The sequence below is a fragment of the Caballeronia sp. ATUFL_F1_KS39 genome (assembly GCF_023630985.1).
Lineage (GTDB): Bacteria > Pseudomonadota > Gammaproteobacteria > Burkholderiales > Burkholderiaceae > Caballeronia > Caballeronia zhejiangensis.
The window spans coordinates 47,171-71,102 of sequence record NZ_JALQDZ010000061.1; the positions used below are offsets into that span (position 1 = coordinate 47,171).

23 protein-coding genes are annotated in these 23,932 nt (G+C 64.6%); 14 read left to right on the plus strand and 9 right to left on the minus strand.

Features of this window, described 5'->3' with window-relative positions:
* Positions 1–18 precede the first annotated feature (18 nt).
* The 5 genes from NCR93_RS29325 (at position 19) to NCR93_RS29345 (ending at position 4,018) form a co-directional block, all read left to right on the plus strand.
* On the plus strand, positions 19–831 hold the full coding sequence (locus tag NCR93_RS29325; protein WP_008345445.1) for a transporter substrate-binding domain-containing protein: 813 nt from the start codon (positions 19–21) through the stop codon (positions 829–831).
* A gap of 43 nt (positions 832–874) precedes the next feature.
* Positions 875–1,639, plus strand: coding sequence for an amino acid ABC transporter permease (locus tag NCR93_RS29330; protein ID WP_008345443.1), 765 nt, complete (start codon positions 875–877; stop codon positions 1,637–1,639).
* Positions 1,636–2,292 carry an amino acid ABC transporter permease gene (locus NCR93_RS29335; RefSeq protein WP_008345442.1) on the plus strand — a complete coding sequence of 219 codons (657 nt, stop codon included), beginning with the start codon at positions 1,636–1,638 and terminating at the stop codon, positions 2,290–2,292. Before NCR93_RS29330 ends, NCR93_RS29335 begins: the two co-directional genes overlap by 4 nt.
* 44 nt (positions 2,293–2,336) lie before the next feature.
* Complete coding sequence (locus NCR93_RS29340) at positions 2,337–3,062, plus strand: amino acid ABC transporter ATP-binding protein (protein ID WP_008345440.1); 726 nt, start codon at positions 2,337–2,339, stop codon at positions 3,060–3,062.
* A gap of 65 nt (positions 3,063–3,127) precedes the next feature.
* The gene (locus NCR93_RS29345) at positions 3,128–4,018 is read left to right on the plus strand and encodes a LysR substrate-binding domain-containing protein (RefSeq protein ID WP_175982457.1); all 891 of its coding nucleotides are present in this window, start codon (positions 3,128–3,130) and stop codon (positions 4,016–4,018) included.
* Positions 4,019–4,079: 61 nt separating this feature from the next.
* Here the strand turns inward: NCR93_RS29345 and NCR93_RS29350 are convergent, their stop codons facing one another.
* Together NCR93_RS29350 and NCR93_RS29355 are read right to left on the minus strand one after the other, a co-directional pair.
* Entirely contained in the window at positions 4,080–4,781 is a 702-nt protein-coding gene (locus NCR93_RS29350) for a sterol desaturase family protein (protein ID WP_008345438.1), read from the minus strand.
* 899 nt (positions 4,782–5,680) lie between these two features.
* Positions 5,681–6,994: a Gfo/Idh/MocA family protein gene (locus tag NCR93_RS29355; protein WP_175982456.1), complete on the minus strand. Its 1,314-nt coding sequence runs from the start codon at positions 6,992–6,994 to the stop codon at positions 5,681–5,683.
* A 173-nt stretch (positions 6,995–7,167) separates the two neighbouring features.
* Here NCR93_RS29355 and NCR93_RS29360 point away from each other — a divergent pair, with 173 nt between their 5' ends.
* Positions 7,168–7,542 carry an ester cyclase gene (locus NCR93_RS29360; RefSeq protein ID WP_008345436.1) on the plus strand — a complete coding sequence of 125 codons (375 nt, stop codon included), beginning with the start codon at positions 7,168–7,170 and terminating at the stop codon, positions 7,540–7,542.
* On the opposite strand, the gene NCR93_RS29365 is transcribed toward NCR93_RS29360, so the two are convergent.
* The 6 genes from NCR93_RS29365 to NCR93_RS29390 all read right to left on the minus strand — a co-directional run bounded on the left by NCR93_RS29365 (position 7,539) and on the right by NCR93_RS29390 (position 13,128).
* On the minus strand, positions 7,539–8,309 hold the full coding sequence (locus NCR93_RS29365; protein WP_033535709.1) for an ABC transporter ATP-binding protein: 771 nt from the start codon (positions 8,307–8,309) through the stop codon (positions 7,539–7,541). The genes NCR93_RS29360 and NCR93_RS29365 overlap by 4 nt on opposite strands.
* Positions 8,310–8,322: 13 nt before the next feature.
* Entirely contained in the window at positions 8,323–9,105 is a 783-nt protein-coding gene (locus NCR93_RS29370; protein WP_008345434.1) for an ABC transporter permease, read from the minus strand.
* 9 nt (positions 9,106–9,114) lie between these two features.
* On the minus strand, positions 9,115–9,888 hold the full coding sequence (locus NCR93_RS29375) for an ABC transporter permease (RefSeq protein ID WP_239295339.1): 774 nt from the start codon (positions 9,886–9,888) through the stop codon (positions 9,115–9,117).
* Positions 9,889–9,939: 51 nt separating this feature from the next.
* Positions 9,940–11,025, minus strand: coding sequence for an ABC transporter substrate-binding protein (locus NCR93_RS29380; RefSeq protein ID WP_239295330.1), 1,086 nt, complete (start codon positions 11,023–11,025; stop codon positions 9,940–9,942).
* Positions 11,026–11,091: 66 nt separating this feature from the next.
* Positions 11,092–12,030: a TauD/TfdA dioxygenase family protein gene (locus tag NCR93_RS29385; protein WP_008345425.1), complete on the minus strand. Its 939-nt coding sequence runs from the start codon at positions 12,028–12,030 to the stop codon at positions 11,092–11,094.
* A 267-nt stretch (positions 12,031–12,297) separates the two neighbouring features.
* Positions 12,298–13,128 (minus strand): CmcJ/NvfI family oxidoreductase, encoded by an 831-nt coding sequence (locus NCR93_RS29390; RefSeq protein ID WP_175982453.1) that lies wholly within the window; start codon positions 13,126–13,128, stop codon positions 12,298–12,300.
* Positions 13,129–13,450: 322 nt separating this feature from the next.
* Here NCR93_RS29390 and NCR93_RS29395 point away from each other — a divergent pair, with 322 nt between their 5' ends.
* From NCR93_RS29395 to NCR93_RS29420, 6 genes are read left to right on the plus strand one after another with little or no spacing between them, the layout of a single operon-like run.
* Positions 13,451–14,695 carry an acyl-CoA dehydrogenase family protein gene (locus NCR93_RS29395; protein ID WP_175982452.1) on the plus strand — a complete coding sequence of 415 codons (1,245 nt, stop codon included), beginning with the start codon at positions 13,451–13,453 and terminating at the stop codon, positions 14,693–14,695.
* A 27-nt stretch (positions 14,696–14,722) separates the two neighbouring features.
* Positions 14,723–16,120, plus strand: coding sequence for an LLM class flavin-dependent oxidoreductase (locus tag NCR93_RS29400; protein WP_250532386.1), 1,398 nt, complete (start codon positions 14,723–14,725; stop codon positions 16,118–16,120).
* Positions 16,117–17,823 carry an ABC transporter ATP-binding protein gene (locus tag NCR93_RS29405; protein WP_175982450.1) on the plus strand — a complete coding sequence of 569 codons (1,707 nt, stop codon included), beginning with the start codon at positions 16,117–16,119 and terminating at the stop codon, positions 17,821–17,823. Before NCR93_RS29400 ends, NCR93_RS29405 begins: the two co-directional genes overlap by 4 nt.
* Positions 17,759–19,480 carry an ABC transporter substrate-binding protein gene (locus tag NCR93_RS29410; protein ID WP_175982449.1) on the plus strand — a complete coding sequence of 574 codons (1,722 nt, stop codon included), beginning with the start codon at positions 17,759–17,761 and terminating at the stop codon, positions 19,478–19,480. The genes NCR93_RS29405 and NCR93_RS29410 overlap by 65 nt, the downstream gene beginning before the upstream one ends.
* Positions 19,481–19,485: 5 nt before the next feature.
* Complete coding sequence (locus tag NCR93_RS29415; RefSeq protein ID WP_175982448.1) at positions 19,486–20,478, plus strand: ABC transporter permease; 993 nt, start codon at positions 19,486–19,488, stop codon at positions 20,476–20,478.
* The gene (locus NCR93_RS29420; RefSeq protein ID WP_175982447.1) at positions 20,475–21,353 is read left to right on the plus strand and encodes an ABC transporter permease; all 879 of its coding nucleotides are present in this window, start codon (positions 20,475–20,477) and stop codon (positions 21,351–21,353) included. The genes NCR93_RS29415 and NCR93_RS29420 overlap by 4 nt, the downstream gene beginning before the upstream one ends.
* A gap of 23 nt (positions 21,354–21,376) precedes the next feature.
* Here NCR93_RS29420 and NCR93_RS29425 read toward each other — a convergent pair whose 3' ends face one another.
* Positions 21,377–22,189 (minus strand): MetQ/NlpA family ABC transporter substrate-binding protein, encoded by an 813-nt coding sequence (locus NCR93_RS29425; RefSeq protein ID WP_175982446.1) that lies wholly within the window; start codon positions 22,187–22,189, stop codon positions 21,377–21,379.
* A gap of 177 nt (positions 22,190–22,366) precedes the next feature.
* Here NCR93_RS29425 and NCR93_RS29430 point away from each other — a divergent pair, with 177 nt between their 5' ends.
* A complete protein-coding gene (locus NCR93_RS29430) occupies positions 22,367–23,542 on the plus strand; it encodes an acyl-CoA dehydrogenase family protein (RefSeq protein WP_175982445.1) in 1,176 nt (391 codons plus the stop codon).
* A 16-nt stretch (positions 23,543–23,558) separates the two neighbouring features.
* Positions 23,559–23,852, plus strand: a complete 294-nt coding sequence (locus NCR93_RS29435) for a peptide ABC transporter substrate-binding protein (RefSeq protein ID WP_008345409.1) — start codon at positions 23,559–23,561, stop codon at positions 23,850–23,852.
* Positions 23,853–23,932 lie beyond the last annotated feature (80 nt).

The following is a 23,932-nucleotide window of genomic DNA, read 5'->3' on the forward strand; positions in this document are numbered from 1 at the left end:
GACACAGGAGAGACCTTCATGCACACGACGACTTCCGCGCAGCGCTTCCTCGCCCGCACCGCCGCCCTCCTCGCCTTCTCGGGCATCGCGGGCCTCGGCGCATTCGCGCCGCTGGCGCACGCCGACGCGCTCGACTCGATCAACAAGTCCGGCGTCGTCCGGATCGGCGTCTTCGAGGACTATCCGCCGTTCGGCTCGATCGGGCCGGACATGAAGCCGCAGGGCTATGACATCGACGTGTCCAGCCTGATCGGCAAGACCCTCAACGCGAAGGTCGAACTGATTCAGGTCACCGGCGACAACCGCATGGCGTATCTCGTCGACCATAAGGCCGACATGCTGCTCTCGGTCGGCAAGACGCCCGAGCGCGAAAAGGTGATCGACTTCTCGCAGGCCTACGCGCCGTACAACCTGGCCGTATTCGGTCCGAAGTCGCTGCCCGTGAAGAACGCGGGCGACCTTGCCGGCAAGAGCGTGGCCGTCGCGCGCGGCACGCTGGAAGACCTGAGCGTGAGCAAGGTCGCGCCGCCGTCCGCGTCGATCAAGCGATTCGACGACCCGAACGGCGCGATCTCCGCGTTTCTGGCCGGGCAGGCGCAACTGCTCGTGGTGGGCAACGACGTGGGCGCGACGATCATCGCCCGTCACCCGTCGAACGATCCCGAGCAGAAGTTCTCGCTCTTCAGCTCGCCCGATCACGTGGGCCTGAACAAGAACGAGCCGCGCCTCAAGCAGAAGGTCGACGAAGCCATCGCCGCGGCGAAGAAGGACGGCACGATGAACGCGATCTCGCAGAAGTGGCTGCGCGCACCGCTGCCGGCCGACCTGTGATGCGCGGAGCGCTCCGTTCACTCGCACGCGGGAGGATCGCTCGATGACCTACACGTTCGACTTCAGCGACGTCGGCCTCTATGTCGATGTGCTCGCGCATGGCGTCGCGGTGACGCTCGGCCTGACCGCCATATCGACGCTGCTGGGCGGCCTGGTCGGCATCGGCGGCGCGTGTCTCGCCGTGACGGGCCCGAAGCCGGTCCGCGCGGCGATCACCGCATATGTCGAGCTGATTCGCAACACGCCGTTTCTCGTGCAGCTCTTCTTCGTGTTCTTCGGGCTGCCCAGCCTCGGCGTGCATATCGGCGAAATCGAGGCCGCCGTGCTGGCGATGACGGTGAACCTCGGCGCGTACGCCACGGAAATCGTCCGGGCGGGCATCGACTCGATACCGCGCGGACAGCTCCAGGCCGCGATGGCGCTCGGCCTGCGGGGACCGCACGTGTTCCGCCACGTCGTGTTGCCGCAGGCGCTCGCCAACGTGTTTCCGGCACTGCTCGGGCAGGTGCTGATCGTGATGCTCGGCTCCGCGGTCGTATCGCAGATTTCGGTGCCTGACCTGACGCACGCCGCCAGCTTCATTCAGTCGCGCAACTTCCGTTCGTTCGAGTGCTACGTGATCGTCACCGCGATCTATCTGCTGCTGTCGATCGTGCTGCGCATGCTGATCAACCGACTCGGCAAGCGGCTGTTCGCGGGACGGGCCGGCCGCGCGGCCGCGACCACTTCCCGGCGCGGTCTGCGCAACCTGTTGTCCCTGCGCATCGGCGCGGCCGAACCCGGCCTTCCGAAGGAGCGTTCACGATGATCGAGTTCACGCTGTGGGATATCGCCCGCAACCTGACGCTGGCCGCGCGCTGGACGGTTGTGCTTTCGGTGATCGCGTTCGTCGGAGGCGGCCTCACGGGACTGGCGCTGCTCGCCATGCGCGTGTCGCCGCTGCCGTGGCTGCGCCGGACGGTGGTGCTGTATGTCGAGGTGTTCCAGGGCACGCCGCTTCTGATGCAGCTTTTCCTCGGCTTCTTCGGCTTGCCGCTGCTGGGCGTTGAAGTGTCGCCCTGGGCTGCCGCGACCGTCACGCTCACGCTGTACACGGGCGCCTGTCTCGCCGACATCTGGCGCGGCTGCGTGGAGGCGGTGCCGCGCGGCCAGTGGAGCGCCGCGGCGAGCCTCGGCATGACGTGGACGCAGCAGTTGCGTTACGTCGTCTGGCCGCAGGCATGGAAGATCGCCGTGCCGCCCACCGTGGGATTTCTCGTGCAGGTCGTGAAGAGCACCGCGCTCACGTCGATCATCGGTCTCACGGAGCTGACCAAGACCGGCACCATGATCACCAACGCAGTGTTCCGTCCCTTCCCGATCTACGCCCTCGTCGCGTTGCTCTACTTCGCGATGTGCTTTCCGCTGACCTGGTATGCGCGCGCGCTCGAGCGCCGGTATCGCGTCGGCAGACATCGCTAAACGCCGCGTCTCAATGGCTAACGCACTTTCAAAAAGGTTTGCGCATGATTTCCATCGGTAACGTGTCGAAGTGGTACGGCCAGTTCCAGGTTCTGGCCGACTGCACCACCACCGTCGGCAAAGGCGAAGTGGTCGTGGTCTGCGGGCCGTCCGGGTCCGGCAAGTCGACGCTCATCAAGACCGTCAACGGGCTCGAGCCGTTCCAGAGCGGCAGCATCACGGTCAACGGGGAGTCCGTCCACGACAGGCGCACCAACCTGTCGAAACTGCGCTCGAAAGTGGGCATGGTGTTTCAGCATTTCGAGCTGTTTCCGCACATGTCGATCACGGACAACCTCACGCTCGCGCAGACGAAAGTGCTGGGGCGCTCGAAAGACGAAGCGTCCGACAAGGCGCTGCGTCTGCTCCAGCGCGTCGGCCTGCGCGCGCACGCCGACAAGTATCCCGCGCAGCTTTCAGGCGGCCAGCAGCAGCGCGTGGCGATTGCGCGCGCACTGTCGATGGACCCGGTCGCGATGCTGTTCGACGAACCCACTTCCGCGCTCGACCCGGAGATGATCAACGAGGTGCTGGACGTGATGGTCGAACTGGCACAGGAAGGCATGACGATGATGTGCGTCACGCACGAAATGGGCTTCGCCAGAAAGGTCGCGCACCGGGTGATCTTCATGGATCACGGGCGCATCGTGGAAGACGAAAATAAGGACGCGTTCTTTGCGCATCCGCGGTCCGACCGGGCGAGGGATTTTCTGGGCAAGATACTGCATTAGCACCGCGCCCGGCTTGCTACACTATTTCCGGCTGACGTGATTTTCATGATCGGAGACACGCCCCGATGCGACGACTTCCTCCGCTCAACGCACTGCAGATCTTCGAGACCGTCGCGCGTCACCGCAGCTTCACGCGTGCGGCGGAACATCTGTGCCTCACGCAGGGGGCGATCAGCAGACAGATTCTCGCGCTGGAGGAATACTTCGGCTTTCCCCTTTTCATCCGCGGCGCAAGGGGCCTGACCTTGACGGCGGAAGGCGACGTGCTGTTGCCCGTCGTGAGAGAGAGCTTCGGGCGCATCGAAGAGGTATCGCTGCGTCTCACGCGCCAGCGCACCGATCTCGCGCTGAAAGTGCCCACCTGCGTGATGCGATGGATGCTGCCGAGGATCATGCGCTTCCAGAGCGAGCATCCCGAACTGCAATTGCAGATCACGACGACCTGGCAGCACGATGTCGATTTCGAGGTCGAATCGTTCGATGCGGCGATCATCTACGGCTCGTCGCCCGGTGCGGACGTGCACGCCGTGCCGCTCTTCGACGAGCAGCTCACGCCCGTGTGCTCGCCCGAACTGCTCAATGAAAGTCCGCTCGCCGCCGCGGCTGATCTCGCGCATCATGCGTTGCTGCATCCGACGCGCGATCACCGCGACTGGAAGCTCTGGCTCGATTGCGCGGGTGCGAGCGAGATCGACGCGACGCTCGGACCGACATTCGAAACGCTCGATCTGGCGACCAACGCCGCCATGCAAGGGTTCGGCGTCGCGATCGGCGACCGGACGCTGGTCAGCGAAGACGTGGCGGCCCGGCGGCTCGTCATGCCGTTCGACACCGTGCTCGAAACGGGCTCACGCTATTACTTCGTCTATCCGGAGTGCGTCGCGAGTCAGCCGAAGGTCAAACTCTTCAGCGAATGGATCATGCGCAACCGTGAGGCGGCTGCGACGGCCGGGTAGTTCGAGGCCGCCGTACGCAACGCCACGTCGCGAGCGACTGTGTTTTGTGGAAACAAGCGCCTTAGTGGCCGCGTTCCAACGGTTGACGCGCACGACCGGGAACGTCGCTGCGTGTGCCGAACAGCGTGTCGCAAATCGGGAACGTGAGGTTGAAGTTCTGCGTCGCCATCACTTCGGGATCGTGGTGTGTAGCGTGCAGGCGCCGCACTGTGTTCACGAACGGAACGCGGTCGAGGAACGGGCTGTCGGTGACGTGCGAGAGCGTATGCAGGCCCTCGTACATCAGAAAGTATGCCGCCATCGTGAACAGCGCGATGTAGCCTGCGTTGCGGGAGAATACGAACCCGATCAGGAGCGCGAACGGCACGGCCGCCAGCACGAATGCAACCGGCGCGAAAGGCGGAAACAGCAGCGCGCGCCAGTGGCGGTGACCCTTGTATTCAAGCGTCACATGCGTGAAGAACCGGTGATGAACCGCGCAATGGCGCTTGTAGATCATGCTGAAATACTTCGTCGGGCGATGCAGCACATAGCGGTGCGCCGCCCATTCCGCCCAGTTGCCGAACAGAAAGAGCGGAATGACGGCCAGCCATTCGGCGAGCGTCGGCGCATGAAGCTGCATCAGGCAAAAGACGATCACGCCGCCCGTGAAGAGCAATGTGAAGCCGAGGTGCATTTCGCCGCGATACCACCATGGCGTGGCATCGACATACTCGTCGCGGAACTTGTAGGAACGCGCACGAACGTCATCTTCGTATTTCATCAATGTCTCCGGCTGTTGTGAAAGGCGTGTGCCCGTTGGCGTCCGCCGTTATGCGCAATGATTCGGGAGGGAGTCCGCGCGTAGCCGCCTTCGAGCTTGTCGAGCGTCTCCGACACCACGAATAACGCTGATCCCGAAGCCGATGCACGCGCTCGTTCTGGAAGATCAGCACGGGCGCATGATCGGCGCTGCCGCGCGCGGACGACAACACCGGCTAGACGAATGCGGGATTGCCGTTCGCTGCGGCAGCGCGTGTTCATCAGCGTCTCCATCTGTGCGCGCCGACTGTGGTAAGCGAGCGCATTGGATGAAGCGTAGCGAGATCGCACCATAACGCCTAATACTGTTTATTGATGCGCCGGATAATTCGGGCTTATATCGGTGCTAGCCCGGATGACACTGTCCTTACGGTTCCGTATCAATGGGACGCGCGGGAATGGGCGGTTAAGCCGCAAGCCTGAATGAATGCCCGGCGCGCTCCGTCAAATCGATCTGATAACGGCGTCTTCGTCTATTAGCATCGCTGATGCCGCGAGGGACGGCTGATGTACCGCCCGTCTTTGCCGATCGTGCGAGAGTTGGCGCACGCGCGGGGCGGGCCACGGCGAAAGTGCTTCTTTTTCTGCGGGGGATCAACCTGTTGTTTCAGAGGGGCGCGTTCACGCCGAAGACACCGTCGCTGTGACGAAACTGTTCCGCTGCGGACTCGCGAATCAGTTCGCGAGCGAAACGCGCTATCGCATGATCTCTGAGGCTTCGCGGTGAAGATTCTCGCCAACGTCGTGCTGGCCAATCCTTACCGCGCACAAGGCGTCCACCTCGCGACGGGCGTCAACGCGGCGAGCGTGCTCGTGCGCTATCTCTTCCGCACGCGCCGCATGCCACCCGTTCGCAACCGATCAGAAAGTCTCTTCCTGCGGCTCCGGCCCGCGCGTCGGCGCATCCGGCTGGGCGAGCTTCACGGCGCGGCCGGTGCGCGCCGATTCGTAGATCGCGTCGATGATCCGCTGATCCTGCAAGCCTTCCTCGCCCGGCGTGTGCGGCACGAGATCGTCCTTCACGCAGACCGACATGTGATCGATTTCGCGCGCGAACTGGTTCTGCGGATCGATCTGCACTTCGGTCGTCGCGCTCTTGCCGTCGACGAGCATGCCGTGACGCAAGCGCAATCCGTTATAGCCGAACGCCGGATCCATCTCGACCCAGCCTTGTGCGCCTTGCAGCCTGAAGAAACGCGATTCGTGGCTTGCATAACTTGACATGCACGTCGCCGTGAGTCCGCTCGGAAAGCGCAGGATGAAGTGCACCGATTCCTCGACCTCGGCAAAGCGCGGATCGCCTTGCGGGCGATGCACCGTCGCGACGACTTCCATCGGCTCTTCGTTCGACAGAAAGCGCGCCGCGTTGAGGCAATAGAGGCCGATGTCGGGCATTGCGCCGCCGCCCGCGAGCGCCTTCTTCAAGCGCCATTGCGATGGATCGCCCACATTCTGCGAATTTCCCGCGATGAACTCGCGCAATGTGCCGAGCTTCTTCTCCTTGACCATCTTCGCAACCATGCGATCCATCGGCTCGTACTGGCTGCGATACGCGATCATCAGCTTGCGATTGGCGCGCTTCATCGCTTCGACCATCGCCTCGCAGTCGGCGGCATTGTTCGCCATCGGCTTCTCGCAGAGCACATGCTTGCCGATCTTCGCCGCGCGCAGCGTGAACGCCTTGTGCATGCCGTTCGGCAACACGATATACACGACGTGCACGCGCGGATTGTCTGCAAGCCGCTCGAAGTCCTGATAATCGTGGATGTCGGCATCGGCGATGCCGTATTGACGCGCGACGCGCCGCGCCTTTTCGCGATCGCCGGAAACCAGCGCCGCCACCTTCGAGTATTTGCATTGCGCGAGCGCGGGCAGAATCTGATTCAACGAAAGACGTCCGAGCCCGACGATCGCATAGCCGATGCGCGCGTCGGGCGGCAGATTCGCGTCGGGCGTTTCTTCCTTCTGCTCCGTGTTCGGGTCTTGAATCAGCGGCAGCTTGACCTGATTGGCATCGGCACCTGAAGGACCGGCGGCCCATGCGCTGCCGGTTCCGGCCGCGAGCGCGACTGCAATGCCCGCGCCGCCGCGTGTCAGAAACGAACGGCGCCCCGCTTCCGGTTCGCCTGGCGCGGCGTTGGGCAAAAGCTGATCGGGTTGGCCGCGAAAAGGCATGGAGAACTCCGGCGGGAACATGTGATGCCTGCGTTCAGCATTGCGCGTGCCATCCGAAGTAAGCTTGTTAGTTAGCGAGTCGTCGATGAGAATTGAGCGCTGCGCGCGTCGGTTCACCGCCGAACGCACAACGCTACGATAAGCGCATCACCATTCCTTCCGGAGCGCACACGATGCTTTCAGATATTTACAGGCAATACATCGCTTGCCTGAATGCGCGCGACTGGCCGAATCTCGGCGCGTTCGTTCACGATGCGCTGCAGTACAACGCGCGCGCGCTCACGCTCGATGACTATCGCGAGCTCCTGAAGAAAGATGTGCGCGAAATTCCGGACCTCCGCTTCGATATCGAACTGCTGATAGCGGAGCCGCCGCGCGTCGCTTGCCGGTTGCGCTTCGAATGCACGCCGAAGGCTGACTTCCTCGGCCTGCATATCGATGGAAGACGCGTCGTGTTTTGCGAGAACGTCTTCTATGAGTTCCGCGATGGCAAGATCGAGCGCGTGTGGTCCGTTATCGATAAAGCGGCGATCGAAGCGCAGCTTTAGGCCGCTTCGGTGAAGAAGCTGTCCACGATATCGTCGCGCAACCTGGCGACCTTGCTATCTCCAACCTTTCGCGGCCGCGGCAGCGATACATCCACCACTTCCCCGATGCGTCCCGGCCGCGCCTGCATCACCACGATCCGGTCCGACAGCAGCACGGCTTCCTCCACATCGTGCGTGACGAGCACCATCGTGATCCGTTCATGCTCCCATATCCGCTGCAATTCGAGCTGCAAGCGGCTTCGCGTAAGTGCGTCGAGCGCACCGAAGGGTTCATCGAGCAACAGCAGACGCGGCCGGTTCACCAGTCCTCGCGCAATCGCAACGCGCTGCGCCATGCCGCCCGATAACTGATGCGGATAAAGCCGCTCGTAGCCCTTCAATCCGACGAGCTCGATATGCTCGGCCACCGCGCGCGCCTTCTCGGCCTTCGATAACGGCGCGTTGCGCAACGCGACCGCGACGTTCTGCGCGACATCGAGCCACGGAAACAGCCGATGATCCTGAAACACGATGCCGCGCGACAGATCCGTCGTCACGACGCGTTCGCCGCCGAAATCGATCTCGCCGTCGTAATCGCCATCGAGGCCCGCGATGAGCCGCAGCAACGTCGACTTTCCGCAACCGCTCGCCCCGACGATGCTCACGAACTCGCCGCTCGCAATCGACAGCTCGATGCGATCGAGCACCGGCGGCCCCGCATCGCCAGCGAAGCGCTTGCTCACGTGCCGCAGCGTCAGGCCACTGTCTTGCTCTATTTGCGTCGTCATATCCAGATTCTCCTCAAGCCGCGCGCGACGCGCCGAACCAGCGCCGCTGCACGCCGCGCGCGAAAGCATTCAACGCCCACCCCGTCAAACCGACCACGATCACGCCGAACACGACGAGATCCATACGAAACTGTTCGCTGCCATCGACGAGCGTATTGCCTATGCCGCTGCCCGCAACGAGCAGATACTCCGCGCCGAGCGTCGCGAGCCACGAATAGATGAGCGCCAGATACACGCCCGTGAAGATGGACGGCAACGCTGCGGGCACCACGACATAGGCCACGGTTTGCAGCCTGCCATAGCGATATGCGCGCGCCACGTCGAGCCAGTTCGCGGGAACGGCGCGGATGCCGTCGCTCGTATGCATCACGACGGGCACGAGCGCGGCAAGCGACAGGAACACGACCTTCGCGACATCGCCGAGTCCGAACCACACGGAGATCAACGGAATCCACGCGAACAGCGACACTTGCTTGAACGTGTTGAAGCTCGGTGCGATCGCGCGATTCGCGAGCTTCGATATGCCGAGCAATGCGCCGAGCGCGAGGCCGAGACTGGTGCCGATCGCAAAGCCCGTCAGCTCGCGCGCAAGCGATGCCGACAACGCACGCGCGAGCGCCCCGCTGCGGACCTGATCGACCGCCGTACTCCACACGTGTGCAGGCGAAACCATCACGCCTCGCCCCACTTGCGCATCGCGCGACACGTACCACCACACGGCGAGCGCGGCTATCGGCAGCACGAGTCCGCGCCACGATCCTTTGACTGTTCCCGCTTCCCAATCCAGAGTCGACATGGCTGATCCTCAATTGACGCGGCCGCGTTGCAGCTTGCGCTCAAATGCATCGAGCAGGCGATCTGCCGCATAGCCGATTGCGCCGACGATCAGCACCGCGGCCAGCACGAGATCGAGCTGAAAAAGCTGACGTCCATACACGATCAGATAACCCAGCCCTTCCGACGACGCGACGAGCTCGACGACGACGAGCGTCAGCCACGCTTTCGTGAACGCGAGCCGCACGCCCGTGCCGATGACCGGAATCGCGGATGGCAAAGTCACGCGGGTGATGACTTGCCAGCGCGTATAGCGATACACCGACGCTACTTCCTGCAACGCACGCGGCGTGCCGCGAAAGCCTTGCAGTGTCGAGAGCGTGACGGGCACGAGCGCCGCATGCCCGATCAGCAGATACTTCAGCGGCTCGCCGATGCCGACGACGATCATGAGAAACGGCAACCAGCCGAGCACCGGCACTTGCACGATCGCGTTGAAGCTCGGCAGGACGTAGGCTTCCAGCGTGCGCGACAGGCCGAGCAATCCGCCGAGCGCGATGCCGAGCAGCACGCCGCCGCCGAATCCGACAGCGGCGCGCGTCGTGCTCGCCAGCAGATGCGTCCACAACTCGCCGCTCTTCGCGAGTGCGCCGAGCGTTTCGAAGACGAGCGCGGGCGCCGGCAACACTTGCGCGGAGATCCAGCCGTAGTGCGAGCCGAGCACCCACAGCAACGCGCAGACGCTGGGCACGATCCACGGCAACGCAGTCCAGCCGATCGTGCGCCACGCATCAGTTGATGACATTCCGCGCGCACGATCCGCGGGCTGAAACACACGCGTCAGTGCATTGGCCATTTATCTGTTCTCCGCGAGACGTTCGCCGGAAGGCTTGCCCGTTGCATCGAAACGCGGCCAGTAGGCTTCGAGCTTCAGCGACTTCAGCGCCTGATCCAGATACTTCGGCTCGAACCATCCATTCACGCTGACGGGCTGACGAATCAGATTCAGACGCAACGCATCGTCGGCGACGGCCTGATAACGCGCGACCAGAAACGGATCGATGAGCGGCGACATGCGGTCCTTCATCGATTGATTCGCAAACTCGGACGACCACGATTCGACCGGCACGCCGCTCTTCGCCCACAACGCGAAGAGTGCATTGCGATTGGTTTCATCGGACGACCATTGCGCGGCCTGCACCACGGCGGTCACGACCTTCTGCACCGTGTCGGGATGCGCGCGCTCGTAGTCTTCGAGCACGAGAAGATGCGCCTGGCGCGTGAACTGCACGCCGTCATCGCGCGATGCATAGACGATCTTCGCGAGCCCCTGACGTTGCAGCTTGAAGAGCGAGTAGTCGAGGAACACCGCATCGACGCCCTTCGACGCCAGCGCGGCCTGCGAGGCAGCGGTATCGAGATTGATGACGCGCAGATCGCGTTCGCTGAGGCCGTTTTGCTTCAGCACGTTATCGGCGACGAGTTGCAGATTCGTCCCGCGAAAGATGCCGACGCGCTTGCCCTTCAGATCCTTGATGCTCTTGATGTCCGAATCGGGAGGCACCGCGAGGTACACACCCGTCCGGACGTTCGACGCCAGCAGCAGATGCGTCTTCAATCCGTTCGCGCGGCCGAGCACGGAAGGCAAATCGCCCTGATACGCGAAGTCGAGCTGTTTGTTCGCGAGCGCCTCGTTGACGGCGGGCCCCGCGCCCTTGAAGAAGATCCACTCGACCTTGATGTGCTCGGGCTGCAACGCATCTTCGACGCGATGCTGCAAAAGCGCGGTCGCCGCGGGCGAGCCGCCGAAAACGGGCGGATCGCCGGTTCCCTGCTGCGCGACGCCGATGCGCACCACGGCCGGATCGGCGGCCTGCGCGGGACCGATGAGCGCAGCGAACAGCGTCGCCGCGCCGACGAAGAGCTTGAATCGTAGTGTCATCGTGCAATGAGAAAGAGTGGATCGCCGGCGATGCGATCGCCGGTGCATGGGGTATCGCGCCACGCGTCAGGCGGTGCGCGTTTCCTGCTTGACGATGCGGCTCTTGCGCCCGTCGATGCCTACGGGCACATCGCCGTGCACGGTCGCGCGACGCACGACGCGATGCGCATCGGCGTAGTCGGCCACCGCGTAATGCTGCGTCGCGCGGTTGTCCCAGATCGCGACATCGCCTTGCGTCCAGCGCCAGCGCACGGTGTTTTCGAGGCGCGTGACGTGATCGTGGAAGATTTCGGCGAGACGGTCCGAATCGCGCTGCGAAAGACCGATGAAGCGCTGCACGAAGTGACCCAGCACGAGCGTGCGTTCGCCCGTTTCCGGATGCACGCGCACGACCGGATGCTCCGTTTCATAGAGCGTCGAGGTGAATTGCTTGCGGTACTCGCGCTCGGATTCCGTATCGGGCACGTTGCGCGTGGCGGCATAGTCGTAGGCGTTCGAATGCAGCGCCCAGAGTTTGTCGGCGAGATCGCGCAGCGCTTCCGGCAGGTTCGCATATGCGGCGGCCGTGTTGGCCCATACCGTGTCGCCGCCGGCGGGCGGAATCACGACGCCGCGCAGAATCGAAATCTTCGGATAAGCATCGACGAACGTGACGTCCGTATGCCATGAATTCGCGCGCGTGCCATGCTTCGAATCGAGTTCGAGCAGACGGCTTCCACTCGAAAGCGAGGGCACGGTCGGATGCGCGACGGTCTCGCCGAAACGCGCGGCGAAGGCTTCCTGCGCGGCGTCGTCGAGATGCGACTGGCCGCGGAAGAACAGAACCTTGTGTTCGAGCAGCGCATTGTTGATCGCGGCGATGGCGTTATCGTCGAGATCGGCGGAAAGCGTCACGCCGCGCACTTCGGCGCCGATGCGCCCGCCGATCGGGCGCACCTGGAACGGTTCATTCGACGTGACGGGAGACAGCGTGGATTCGGCGGCGAGCGTGGAAAGTTCGGACATCGAAAATCTCCGTTGTGGTTTGCGTTTGTCGGATGCAGGCCGCATTCAATGCGACGGAAACATTGAAGCATCGACAAGACGCGTCGCCAACGAAGCGTTTCGACTATGCATATCGCTGCAATCCCGCGATGCTTTCCCGCAGCTCGCCCATTGCGCGCCGTAGCCGAATTCGTTCGTTGCTTTCGCGGCCGCGTGCGATGCCTTCCTCTGCGATACCGAGTTACCTTTTCGTATTTGCAGCGCGTACCAGGCTTGCTCGGAAGTACCTCAGAAGAACAGCAGGCTGCGCAACTCGATGCTGCGGCGTGGCCGTGCATCGGGCGGCGATGCGGGATCGTCGAAGGCCGTGTGCGCCGTGAAACGCGCGACGCCGTCGCCGGCCGAGTCGTAGATCTTGATGAGCAGCGCCTCGTCGGGCGACATCAGCGGGAAGTAGTACCAGCGATGCAGCGGGTTATGCACGAACGCGTAGGTTTCGCCCGTCACCGTCGGATAGATGAAGTCCTGCGCGACCGCATCGCGTTCGTCGATGCTGCGCGAATCGCACAATGCGAGCGGTGACGATTCCACGACCTCGCCCACCGGCCGCCACAGATTGACGATCGCAAAGCGCCCTTGCAGCAGGCGGGCGGCTTCATCGGCGGGAAGATGATCGCGCACCCGGCGCGGCCCGGAAACGAAGGTCTGATCGTTGTGGATCAGATGCACCGGCTCCTTCACGCCGTTCGCGCGTGCCGCCGCGCCATCCCGCAGTGTGTGATCGAAGATGACGACGCGCTTCGCCCCCGTCCATTGCTTCAGCAGGCGCTCGGATTGCGGGTAGTAGACCGAACGAATCGCGGCATCGTCGGAGAAATCGCTGAGCGCGCTCGCTTCGCGATGCAACTCGAAACCATTCCGGTCCAGCGACAGGCCGCCCGGCGGCGGTCGCAGCCGCGCATTCGAAATCCGCACCGCGTGCGTGCGATATTCGCCGGTGCGGCGCGGCACGCCGGGCGGCGGATCGTAAGCGTAGGAGGCGGGCTTCACGCCCGTAGGCACGAGATAGTTCAACCCGGCCTCGACTTCGACCGGCTGCTCGATCACGACATCGCTCATGATTGCACGCCCCGCTGGCTAGGTTCGACAGATCGAATCTAGGCTCGCCGGAACGGTTCAACAACGAAGCATTTCTTCAATGCATTGCACGCGAGGAACGCGCGGCATCGTCAGACGGTCGATCAGCCCGAGCGCAAGCGCGACCAGCGGTGGCTCGAGGTCATAGCTGCTCGCCTGGCCCACGCGCCTGCCGCGAAGATGGCCGTCGACACCAGATAACGGCGAATAGCGGCGATTGCGCTTAGCTTCTGATGATTCATCGTTTAGCGTTGGCGCACCGGTTGCAGATAATCGACGCTTTCACGAATCACATCGGAGCGCCATGCCTTTCGATCGCAATGCTCCCCTGCCTTCCGGCGTCGAAGTCGGCGCAGCGTGGGGTCCCGGTCCCACGGAACGGTACGCCGCGCTCGCCGCGCGCTTTCGGCCCGTGTTCGCTCGCATCCGCGCACAGAGCGTCGCGCGCGAGCTCGAACGCCGTCTTCCCACCGACGAAATCGCCTGGCTGCGCGACGCCGGCTTCACGTCCTTGCGCGTGCCGGCCGACTATGGCGGCCAGGGCATCCGCCTCGTCGAATTGTTCGAATTGCTGATCGAGTTGTCGGAAGCCGATTCGAACATCACGCAGGCGCTGCGCGCGCACTTCGGCTTCATCGAGCACGCGCTCGACAGTCCCGTCGAACGACGCGAGCGATGGCTCGCGCGGCTCGCGAAGGGCGTCATCGTCGGGGCGGCGTGGTCCGAGACGGGCGAAGCGCCGCGCAGCCAGTTCGCGACGCGCCTCACCCGCGACGCGAACGGCTGGCATCTGAACGGCACGAAGTTCTATACGACCGGCTCGCTCTTCGCCGACTGGATCCACGTCGGCGCAACCGATGCGGACGACGAGGCCGTGTCCGTCACGGTCGATCGTCGTGCGGACGGCGTCGAAGTGATCGACGACTGGGACGGCATGGGCCAGCGCCTCACCGCGAGCGGCACGAGCCGCTTCGACAACGTGAAGGTCGACGAACGCGAAATCGTCGCGGGCCGCGCGCCGTTCCCGTACTCCGAAGCGTTCTATCAGCTCGTGCATCTGGCGACGCTCGCGGGCATCGGCCGGGCCGTCGCGAGCGATGCGGCCGCCGCCATCGCCGCGCGCACGCGCAGTTACAGCCACGCGGTCAGCACGCGCGCCGCGGACGATCCGCAATTGCTGCAAGTAGTCGGCCGCGCCCGCGCGCACGCCTGGACGGCCGGCGCGATCGTCGCGCAGGCGGCGCGCGCGCTCGAACGCGCGGCGGCGTCGTTCGACAGGCCGGATGCGCTCGCCGTCATCGCGGAAACGGAGATCGAGATCTGGCAGGCGCAGACGGTCGCGTCGCAACTCGTTCTCGACGCGAGCGCGAGCGTGTTCGACGCGCTCGGCGCATCCGCGACGCTGCGCACCGCCGGGCTCGACCGCTACTGGCGCAACGCGCGCACGATCGCGTCGCACAATCCGCGCATCTACAAGGACCGGATCGTCGGCGATTTCGCCGTGAACGGCACGCTGCCGCCGGGCCAATGGCGCATCGGCGTGGCCTGACTTTTTCTTCGTTCGCCCCGCCCTTTCATGAGCAAGACGCACATCATTCTGAACGCGTTCAACATGAACTGCGTCGGCCATATCAATCATGGCCTCTGGACCCATCCGCGCGACCGTTCGACGGACTATCGCAAACTCTCCTATTGGACCCACCTCGCGAAGCTGCTTGAGCGTGGCCTCTTCGACGGGCTGTTCATCGCGGATATCGTCGGCGTGTACGACGTTTATCAGCAATCGGTCGATGTCACGCTGAAGGAGTCGGTGCAGTTACCCGTCAACGATCCGATTATGCTCGTCTCCGCGATGGCCGCCGCGACGCAGAACTTGGGCTTCGGCATCACCGTCAATCTCACCTATGAAGCGCCGTATCTGCTCGCGCGGCGCTTCTCGACGCTCGATCATCTGACCGAGGGACGTATCGGCTGGAACATCGTGACCGGCTATCTCGACAGCGCCGCCCGCGCGATGGGCGCAACCGAGATGATCGCGCACGACGAGCGCTACGATCGCGCCGACGAGTATCTGGACGTGCTCTACAAGCTGTGGGAAGGAAGCTGGCAGGACGATGCCGTGCTGCGCGACCGCGAGGCGCGCGTGTTCGCCGATCCCGCGAAGGTGCGCAAGGTGCGGCATCGCGGCCGTTATTACGACGTCGACGGTTATCACCTGTGCGAGCCGTCGCCGCAACGCACGCCGGTGCTGTTCCAGGCCGGATCGTCGGGGCGCGGCCAGGCGTTCGCCGTGCGTCATGCCGAATGCGTGTTCGTGTCGAGCCAGAGCAAGGAAGGCACGCGCAAGCTCGTGAACGCGCTGCGCGCGCAAGCCGTCGAAGCCGGACGCGATGCGGGCGATCTGAAGATCATCATGGGCATCACCGTGGTAGTCGGCCGCACGCAGCGCGAAGCCGAAGAGAAGTTCGCCGAGTACGCGCGGTATGCGAGTCCTGAAGCGGGTCTCGCGCACTTCGCGGCGGGCAGCGGCATCGACTATTCGACCTACGCGCCCGATGACGAACTCGCGCCGCCCGGCGGCCACAAGGGACGCGGCATCGAATCGTCGGTGCAGCGCGTGACCGACGGCAAGCGCGGCGTCACCGTGCGGCATCTGCTCGACCAGATGCAACTGGGCGGCCGCTACACGACGATCGTCGGCGACCCGGTTCAGGTGGCCGACGCGCTGCAATCCTGGGTCGACGAAGCCGGCATCGACGGCTTCAATCTCACGCGGACCGTGACGCCGGAAAGCTACGAGGACTTCATCGATCTCGTCATTCCGGAATTGCAGTCGCGCGGCATCTACAAGACGGCGTATGCAGAAGGCACGCTGCGCGAGAAGCTCTTCGGCGGCGGCGCGCGGCTCGGCGCGCGTCACACGGCCGCCGGCTTCCGCGATCCGTCCGGGCCGGCCGACAGGCAGGCGACATGAGCGCCGCGACGCCCCTGCTCGAGATCGACCAGTTGAGCGTGTCCTTCGGCGGCCATGCGGCGGTTCGCCCGTTCGATCTGACGATCGCGCGTGGCGAGATCGTCGCGCTCGTCGGCGAATCGGGCAGCGGGAAATCGACCGTCGCGCTCGCGACGATGGGACTGCTGCCGGAACGTGCGCGCGTGCAAGGCGCGATCCGCTTCGAAGGGAAACCGCTCTTCGCGCAAAGCGAGCGTGAATGGAGCGCGCTGCGGGGCGATCGCATCAGCATGATCTTTCAGGAGCCGATGACCTCGCTGAATCCGCTTCAGCCCGTCGGCAAGCAGGTCGCCGAAGCGCTCACGCTGCATCGCCCGATGTCCGCTCAGGCCGCGCGCAAGGAAGCGCTCGAGCTGCTCGAACTCGTGCATCTGCCGGAGCCGCGCCGGCGCTTCGCGCACTATCCGCATCAACTGTCGGGCGGACAGCGGCAACGCGTGATGATCGCCATCGCGGTCGCGTGCCGCCCCGGCCTCCTGATCGCCGACGAGCCGACCACCGCGCTCGACGTCACCATTCAGGCGCAGATTCTGGCGCTGATCGACCGCCTGCGGCGCGAACTGTCGATGGCCGTGCTGCTCATCACGCACGATCTCGGCGTGGTCGGGCGCTGGGCGGATCGCGTGGTCGTGATGAAGGACGGCGCGAAGGTCGAGGAAGCATCGAGCCGGCAACTGTTCACGCAGCCCGCGCAACCGTACACGCGCGCGCTGCTCGGCGCGTCGCTGCATTTCGGCGCGGGACTGCATTATCGCGACGCGCGGCTCACCGACGCGCCGCGCGCCAAGCCGCGATCCACGGCCGAAACGCCCGCGCGCGTGCTGCTGGAGGCCCGCGACGTGCGCGTCGACTACGACGGCGTGCGCGCCGTGGACGGCGTCAGCTTCGAGATTCGCGCGGGCGAGACAGTGGGCCTCGTCGGCGAATCGGGATGCGGGAAGTCATCGCTGTCGCGCGCGCTGACGCGGCTCGTGGAGCCCACGGGCGGGCGCATCGTCTTCGACGGCGACGATGTCACGCATCGTGGACGGCGTGCGTTGCGGCCCTATCGCCGCCGCGTGCAGATGATCTTTCAGGATCCGTACGGCTCGCTCAATCCGCGTCATACCGTCGAACGCACGCTCGGTCATGCGCTCGCCATTCACGGCGTCTCGAACCGGCGCGAACGGCACGACAGGATTCGCCGCATCGTCGATGCCGTCGGTCTGTCGGAATCGGCGCTGCGGCGCTATCCGCACGAGTTCTCGGGCGGGCAGCGGCAGCGCATCGGCATCGCGCGGGCGCTCGTGCTGCGGCCGGAACTCGTCATCTGCGACGAGCCCGTGTCCGCGCTCGACGTCTCCATTCAGGCGCAGATTCTCGACCTGCTCGCCGACCTCAAGCACGAGCTGGGCCTCGCGCTGCTCTTCATTTCGCATGACCTGTCGGTAGTCCGCTATATCGCCGACCGCGTGCTCGTGATGCAGGCGGGACGCATCGTCGAGAGCGGCGATCACGCTTCGATCTGGACTTCGCCGCAACACACCTACACGCGCGCGCTGATCGACGCGGTGCCGTCATCGCATGCGCCATTCTTATTCGATACAAGGAAAATTGATCGTGACTTTCAAGCGCAAGCCGCAGCCGACCTCGACCTCGACCTCGACGCTTCTGTTCCGCGATGATCCGCTGGGCGCCGCCGTGGCCGATCTGAAGCGGCGCAGGCTGCTCAAGGGCGCGGGCGCGCTCGTCGCGGGCGCGGCGACGCCGTTCGTGTTCACGGGCAACGCCTGGGCCACGACCGAAACGACGCCGATCACGCTGAACGGCGCGAAGCGCGGCGGCACGCTCACGGCGGTCATCCATCCGGAACCGCCGACGCTCGCCTTCTTCGTCAACTCCGCGACGATGATCGGCGCGGTCGCAAGCAAGATCTTCGACGGCCTCGTCGAATACGGCCCGGACCTCAAGCCGCGCCCGCAGCTCGCGGAGAGCTGGACCGTCTCGCCCGACGGCCTCGCATGGACCTTCAGGCTGCGCCGCCATGCGCTGTGGCACGACGGCCAGCCCTTCACGTCCGCCGACGTCAAATTCTCAGCCGAGGAAGTGTGGTTGAAGATCAGCCCGGCGTCGCGGCGCGTGCTGCAATACCTGACGAAGATCGATACGCCGGATGCGCATACGGTCGTGCTGCATCTGTCGAAATCGACGCCCGCGACCTTCGGCATTCTCGATTCGCTCGGCACGCCGATCCTGCCGAAGCATCTCTATGAGAATACGGACATCCGCAACAATCCGTACAACAACAAGCCGGTCGGCACGGGTCCGTTCAAGTTCACGGAATGGGCGCGCGGCGACCGCATCGTGCTCGACCGCTTCGACAAGTATTGGGCGCCGGGTCAGCCGTATCTCGACCGCATCACATGGAAAATCACGCCCGACGTTTCCGGCCGCGCGACCGCGCTGGAAACCGGCGCGGCGCAATATGGCGAACGCAATCCGGTGACTTTCGCAGATGCCGACCGGCTCGCGAAGCTGCCCCATCTCGTCGTTTCGCGTGAAGGCTATAACGGCTACGCGGCGTGGCTCTGGCTGGAACCGAATCTGCGCGATCCGATTCTCGGCAAGCTCGAAGTGCGTCAGGCGATCGCGCACGCGATCAACCGCGACGTGCTCGTCAAGACCGTGTGGGGCGGCTACGCGGTGCCCGCGACGGGGCCGGAGTCGTCGCTGGTGAAGTCTTTCTATACGGCGGATACGCAGCAGTATCCGTACGATCCGAAGCGCGCCGAGGCCTTGCTCGACAAGGCCGGATTCCCGAAGAAGGCGGACGGCTGGCGCTTCAAGCTCGATCACGATTTCATTCCCTACGGCGACGACTATCGGCGCACCGGCGAGTTCGTGCGTCAGGCGCTGCGGCGCGTGGGCATCGACGTGAATCTGCGCGGACAAGACTTGCCGACGTGGATCAAGAACGTCTTCACCGATTACAACTTCCAGCTCATCAGCAGTTGGGGCACGGACGGCCTCGATCCGCAGATCGGCATCGAGCAGCATTACTGGTCGAAGGCGGCCTCCAACGGCACGCCGTGGTTCAACGCGTCCGGCTATGCGAGCACCGAGATGGACCGCGTGATCGAAGCGGCGCAGACGGAAACCGATCCGGCCAAACGGCGCGACCTGTACGTCGAGTTGCAGAAGATCGCGCAGCGCGACCTGTCGCTCATCAATCTGTTCGAGTTCCGCTGGTTCGGCGTGTGGGCGAAGGACTTGCGCAACGTCACCGACACCGCCAGCCATTCGCGCGCCAATTTCGCGCGCGTCTGGTTCGACAAGGCGTGACCGTCATGCGGCTTACATCGGCGCTCGCGGGACGCAGGATCGGGCACAGGCTGATTCAGCTCGTGCTCGTGCTGCTCGGCACCACCGTGCTCAACTTCGTGCTGCTCAAGCTGATGCCCGGCGATCTCGTCGATGTCATCGCGAGCGAGAGCGGCAACGTGTCGCCGCAATACGTCGCGCAGTTACGCGAAGCATATGGCTTGAATCACGGCGTCGGGTGGCAACTGCTGCATTACATCGAACATGCGCTGCGGCTCGATCTCGGCTTTTCGTTTCGCTTCGGCGAACCGGTCGCGTCGCTGATCTTCGCGCGCCTGCCCGCCACGCTCGCGCTGATCGGCACGGCGCTCGTCGTCTCCGTGAGTCTCGGGCTCATGCTCGGCGTGCTCGCCGCGCGCCGCCCGCACGGCGTCGTCGATACGCTCGTCTCCACGCTCGCGACCATCGGCTATTCCGCGCCGATGTTCTGGACCGCGCTGCTCCTGATCGTCGTCTTCGGCGTGCATCTCGACTGGCTGCCGATCGGCGGTGTCGCCGATACCAACGTTGCGCATCGCGGCGTTTCGCGCCTGCTCGATCATCTGCGCCATCTCGTGCTGCCCGCCGCGACGCTCGTGCTGTATTACGTGGCCATCTTCGCGCGGCTCGCGCGGGCTTCGATGATCGAGACGCTGCAGGAGGATTTCATCCGCACCGCGCGCGCGAAGGGCGGCCGGCCGTGGTACGTGACGACGCGTCATGCGCTGCGCCATGCGGTGCTGCCCGTGCTCACGATGCTCGGCCTGCAGGGCAGCGCGCTGATCGGCGGCTCGGTGATCGTCGAGACGGTGTTCGGCTGGCCGGGGCTCGGGCAACTGTCGTTCGAGGCCATCAAAAGCCGCGACGTCAACCTGCTGGTCGGCGTGCTGCTGCTCTCGGCGTGTCTCGTCGTCCTGCTCAATCTGATGGTCGATCTGCTCTACGGACTCGTCGATCCACGCACGAGGTCGAACCGATGAAGCCGCTCACTTTCCTGCGCCAGCCTTCCGCGTTCGTCGGCGCGCTCCTGCTCGCGCTGGCGCTTGTCGCGGCGCTCTCGGCCAACTGGCTCTTTCCCGGCGATCCGCTCGACATGGTCGCCGCGCCCTATCAATGGCCCGGCGCCGATCGCGCGTTTCCGCTCGGCACCGACCTGATGGGCCGCGACCTGCTCGCCGGTCTCTTTCACGGCGCGCGCGTCTCGCTGTCCGTCGGCGGGACGGTCGCCGTTATCGCGCTCGTGCTGGGCGTGCTGATCGGCGGCGTCGCGGGTTACTTCGGCGGCGCGATCGACCGCGTGCTCATGGCGATCACCGAGTTCTTCCAGACCGTGCCGCCGTTTCTGCTCGCGATCATCCTCGTGGCGATTCTCACGCCGTCGCGTTCGACGATCGTGTTCGCGCTCGGCGTGACCGCGTGGCCGGGCATCGCGCGGCTCACGCGTGGCGAGTTCATCGTGCTGCGCGAGCGCGAGTTCGTCCGCGCGAGCATCGCGCTCGGCGCAAGCGATGCGCATCTGATCTTCATCGAGATCCTGCCCAACGCGCTCACGCCGATTCTCGTTTCGACCGCGCTGCTCGTCGCGAACGCGATTTTGTCGGAGGCGGCGCTGTCGTTTCTCGGGCTCGGCGATCCGAACGTGGTGAGCTGGGGCTCGATGGTCGGCACCGGGCGCGAAGCCCTGCGCACCGCGTGGTACATGATCGCGGTGCCCGGCTCGGCGATCGCCCTGACGGTGCTCGCGCTCAATCTGCTGAGCGATGCGCTGCACGCCGCGTTCAATCCGCGTCTGTCGAGAAGCCGCCGCGACGATGCGGCGTCGCGGCTCGAAGCCGTCGAAGGGCTGCGGCCTTGAGCGTTGCGCCGCAGCGTTCCCGCTTACTGCGCCGGCTTGGAGAATCCCGCGAAGCGCTGCTCGATCACGCGCGCGAAATCCGCCGACCGGTACGCGTTCGCGATGTCCGTCACATACGGCTTGTTCAGATCGGCCGTGCGTACCGCAACGAGATTCAGGTAGTACGGCGGAATCTTTTCGAGCAGGAGCGCGTCATTGAGCTTGAGGCCGGCCGCGAGCGCGAAGTTGCCGTTCACGAACGCATAGTCGACGTCATCGAGCGAGCGCGGCAGTTGCGCGGCTTCGAGCGGCACGAGCTTGATCCTGTGCGGATTCGACGCGATATCCCGCTCCGACGATTTCACCGGATCGACGCCGGACTTGAGCGTCACCCAGCCGAGTTGCTGCAACAGAATGATCGCGCGCGCCTGGTTGGTGACGTCGTTCGGCAGCGACACGGTCGCGCCGTCCTTCAGCTCGTCGAGGCGCTTGTGTTTGTGGCTGTAGAGTCCGATCGGCGCGGTGGGCACCTTCACGAGCTCCGAGAGCGCGAGCTTGTGGTCCGCCGAGAACTTCTTGAGATACACCTCGTGCTGGAATGCGTTGGCGTCGAGCGCGCCGTCGGCGAGCGCGAGGTTCGGCTGCACGTAGTCGCTGAACTCGACGATCGTCACCTTGTAACCTTCCTTCTCCAACTGTGGCTTGATACCGTAGCGAATCTGGTCCGAGTACGGACCGGCCGTCGCGCCGAAGCGAATCTCGGGCTTGTTCGGATCGGCGGCCTGCGCGAGCGATGCGATCATTGCGCTCGATGCGATGGCCAGCACGCCGGCCCGCAACGGATGGAACTTCTTCATTGGGTTCTCCTCTTGCTTCGCGCGCGAGGCAGCGAAGCGGTTATCGTCGATGGTGCGCGACAAGCTTACAAATCGGCCCATCCAAGCCAAACCAATGTATTTATCTATGGTTTTCCGGTTTGACGCCAAAGCCGGGCATCGAACACGGCGCACCCTTCATCGACAGGAGACACTGCAATGAGCCGCACTCAAGACGCCCCGTGGGCCGAGCCTTTGGAAGCGGTGCTGCGCGAATGGGCGAAAACCGCCGCGGCACGCGACAAGGCCGGCGGCACCGCCTTTCATGAGCGCCGCCTGTTGCGCGAGAGCGGCCTGCTGCGACTGTCGTTGCCGGTGGAGTACGGCGGCGACGGCGCTCCGTGGTCGACGACGCTCGATGTCGTCAGACGGATGGCACGAGTCGACAGCTCGCTCGCGCATCTGTTCGCGTTCCATCATCTGCAACTCGCGACGATCCGCCTCTTCGGCAGCGATGCGCAGATTCGCCATTGGTCGCGTGAGACTGTCGCGCAGGGCTGGTTCTGGGGCAACGCGCTCAATCCGCTCGACAAGAGCACGCGCGCGCTGCCAGGCGACGCCGGCGGCTATGTTTTCGATGGCCGCAAGAGCTTTTGTTCCGGCGCCCGCGATTCGGACCAGCTGCTCGCGTCCGCGTTCGATGGCGACGGGCGGCTGCTGATCGGCATCACACCGACGAATCGCGCGGGCATCACCGTGCTCGACGACTGGGACAACATGGGGCAGCGCCAGACCGACAGCGGCACGGTGATCTTCGAGCGCGTGCCCATCGCGGCGGACGAATTGTTGCTCAATCCCGGACCGCTTTCCAGCCCGTTCGCGACGCTGCGGCCGCTGCTCGCGCAGTCGATCCTGTGCCATATCTATCTCGGCATCGGCGAAGGCGCATTGCAGGCGGCGCGCGACGCGACGCTCGCGCAGACGCGGCCGTGGATTGCCTCGCAGGCCGAGCGTCCCGCCGAGGATCCGTACGTGATCGCGCACTACGGCGACTTCTTTGTCGCGCTCGAAGGGGCGTGTCTGCTAGTCGAACGTTCGATGCAGGCCTTCGATCGCGCGTGGGCGCGCGGCCTTTCCCTCACCGAAAGCGAGCGCGGCGAAGTGGCCGTCGCAGTCGCCACGGCGAAGGTGGCGGCGGCGCGCGCGGGGCTCGACGTCGCGCATCGCATGTTCGAAGTGACGGGCGCGCGCTCGACGACGGCGGCGTTGCGGCTCGACCGCTTCTGGCGCAATGTGCGCGTGCATACGCTGCACGATCCGCTCGATTACAAGGTGCGCGAGCTGGGCGACTGGGCGCTCAACGGACGAATTCCGAAGCCGTCGTTCTATTCGTGAGACGACGCGCCGCGCCATGCGCTTTCGCCATGGCGCGCGGCCATTCCAGCAAACTGCGCGCGATCTTCAGGCCGCGCACTATTCGAATCCGGAAGTGGACCGACTGCTCGAAGCGGCCTCGGTGGAAACCGACGAAAACAGGCGCCGTCAGCTGTTCCGGCAGTTCCAGCAGATCGTGCATGACGATATTCCGTCGATCGAGTTCGGCGCCAATCCGAACATCACGATCGCATCGACCAAAGTGAAGAACCATGCATCCACAGGCGAAGGTCTGAGAGGCAATTTCGCGGACCTTTACATCCTGCCGTGACGCGCGCCGAAACCGAAGGCAGGCCGGCATAAGGTTATGCCAACGGATTGGTTATCGGAACGGGATCGGGTCCATAGAAT

Coding starts and splice junctions, on each gene's coding strand:
- NCR93_RS29380 (WP_239295330.1), bottom strand. CDS start 11,025: ATGACACTACGATTCAAGCTCTTCGTCGGCGCGGCGACGCTGTTCGCT.
- NCR93_RS29340 (WP_008345440.1), top strand. CDS start 2,337: ATGATTTCCATCGGTAACGTGTCGAAGTGGTACGGCCAGTTCCAGGTT.
- NCR93_RS29375 (WP_239295339.1), bottom strand. CDS start 9,888: ATGTCATCAACTGATGCGTGGCGCACGATCGGCTGGACTGCGTTGCCG.
- NCR93_RS29360 (WP_008345436.1), top strand. CDS start 7,168: ATGCTTTCAGATATTTACAGGCAATACATCGCTTGCCTGAATGCGCGC.
- NCR93_RS29430 (WP_175982445.1), top strand. CDS start 22,367: ATGAGCCGCACTCAAGACGCCCCGTGGGCCGAGCCTTTGGAAGCGGTG.
- NCR93_RS29370 (WP_008345434.1), bottom strand. CDS start 9,105: ATGTCGACTCTGGATTGGGAAGCGGGAACAGTCAAAGGATCGTGGCGC.
- NCR93_RS29325 (WP_008345445.1), top strand. CDS start 19: ATGCACACGACGACTTCCGCGCAGCGCTTCCTCGCCCGCACCGCCGCC.
- NCR93_RS29365 (WP_033535709.1), bottom strand. CDS start 8,309: ATGACGACGCAAATAGAGCAAGACAGTGGCCTGACGCTGCGGCACGTG.
- NCR93_RS29425 (WP_175982446.1), bottom strand. CDS start 22,189: ATGAAGAAGTTCCATCCGTTGCGGGCCGGCGTGCTGGCCATCGCATCG.
- NCR93_RS29330 (WP_008345443.1), top strand. CDS start 875: ATGACCTACACGTTCGACTTCAGCGACGTCGGCCTCTATGTCGATGTG.
- NCR93_RS29415 (WP_175982448.1), top strand. CDS start 19,486: ATGCGGCTTACATCGGCGCTCGCGGGACGCAGGATCGGGCACAGGCTG.
- NCR93_RS29420 (WP_175982447.1), top strand. CDS start 20,475: ATGAAGCCGCTCACTTTCCTGCGCCAGCCTTCCGCGTTCGTCGGCGCG.
- NCR93_RS29355 (WP_175982456.1), bottom strand. CDS start 6,994: ATGCCTTTTCGCGGCCAACCCGATCAGCTTTTGCCCAACGCCGCGCCA.
- NCR93_RS29405 (WP_175982450.1), top strand. CDS start 16,117: ATGAGCGCCGCGACGCCCCTGCTCGAGATCGACCAGTTGAGCGTGTCC.
- NCR93_RS29395 (WP_175982452.1), top strand. CDS start 13,451: ATGCCTTTCGATCGCAATGCTCCCCTGCCTTCCGGCGTCGAAGTCGGC.
- NCR93_RS29335 (WP_008345442.1), top strand. CDS start 1,636: ATGATCGAGTTCACGCTGTGGGATATCGCCCGCAACCTGACGCTGGCC.
- NCR93_RS29400 (WP_250532386.1), top strand. CDS start 14,723: ATGAGCAAGACGCACATCATTCTGAACGCGTTCAACATGAACTGCGTC.
- NCR93_RS29390 (WP_175982453.1), bottom strand. CDS start 13,128: ATGAGCGATGTCGTGATCGAGCAGCCGGTCGAAGTCGAGGCCGGGTTG.
- NCR93_RS29385 (WP_008345425.1), bottom strand. CDS start 12,030: ATGTCCGAACTTTCCACGCTCGCCGCCGAATCCACGCTGTCTCCCGTC.
- NCR93_RS29435 (WP_008345409.1), top strand. CDS start 23,559: ATGCGCTTTCGCCATGGCGCGCGGCCATTCCAGCAAACTGCGCGCGAT.
- NCR93_RS29345 (WP_175982457.1), top strand. CDS start 3,128: ATGCGACGACTTCCTCCGCTCAACGCACTGCAGATCTTCGAGACCGTC.
- NCR93_RS29350 (WP_008345438.1), bottom strand. CDS start 4,781: ATGAAATACGAAGATGACGTTCGTGCGCGTTCCTACAAGTTCCGCGAC.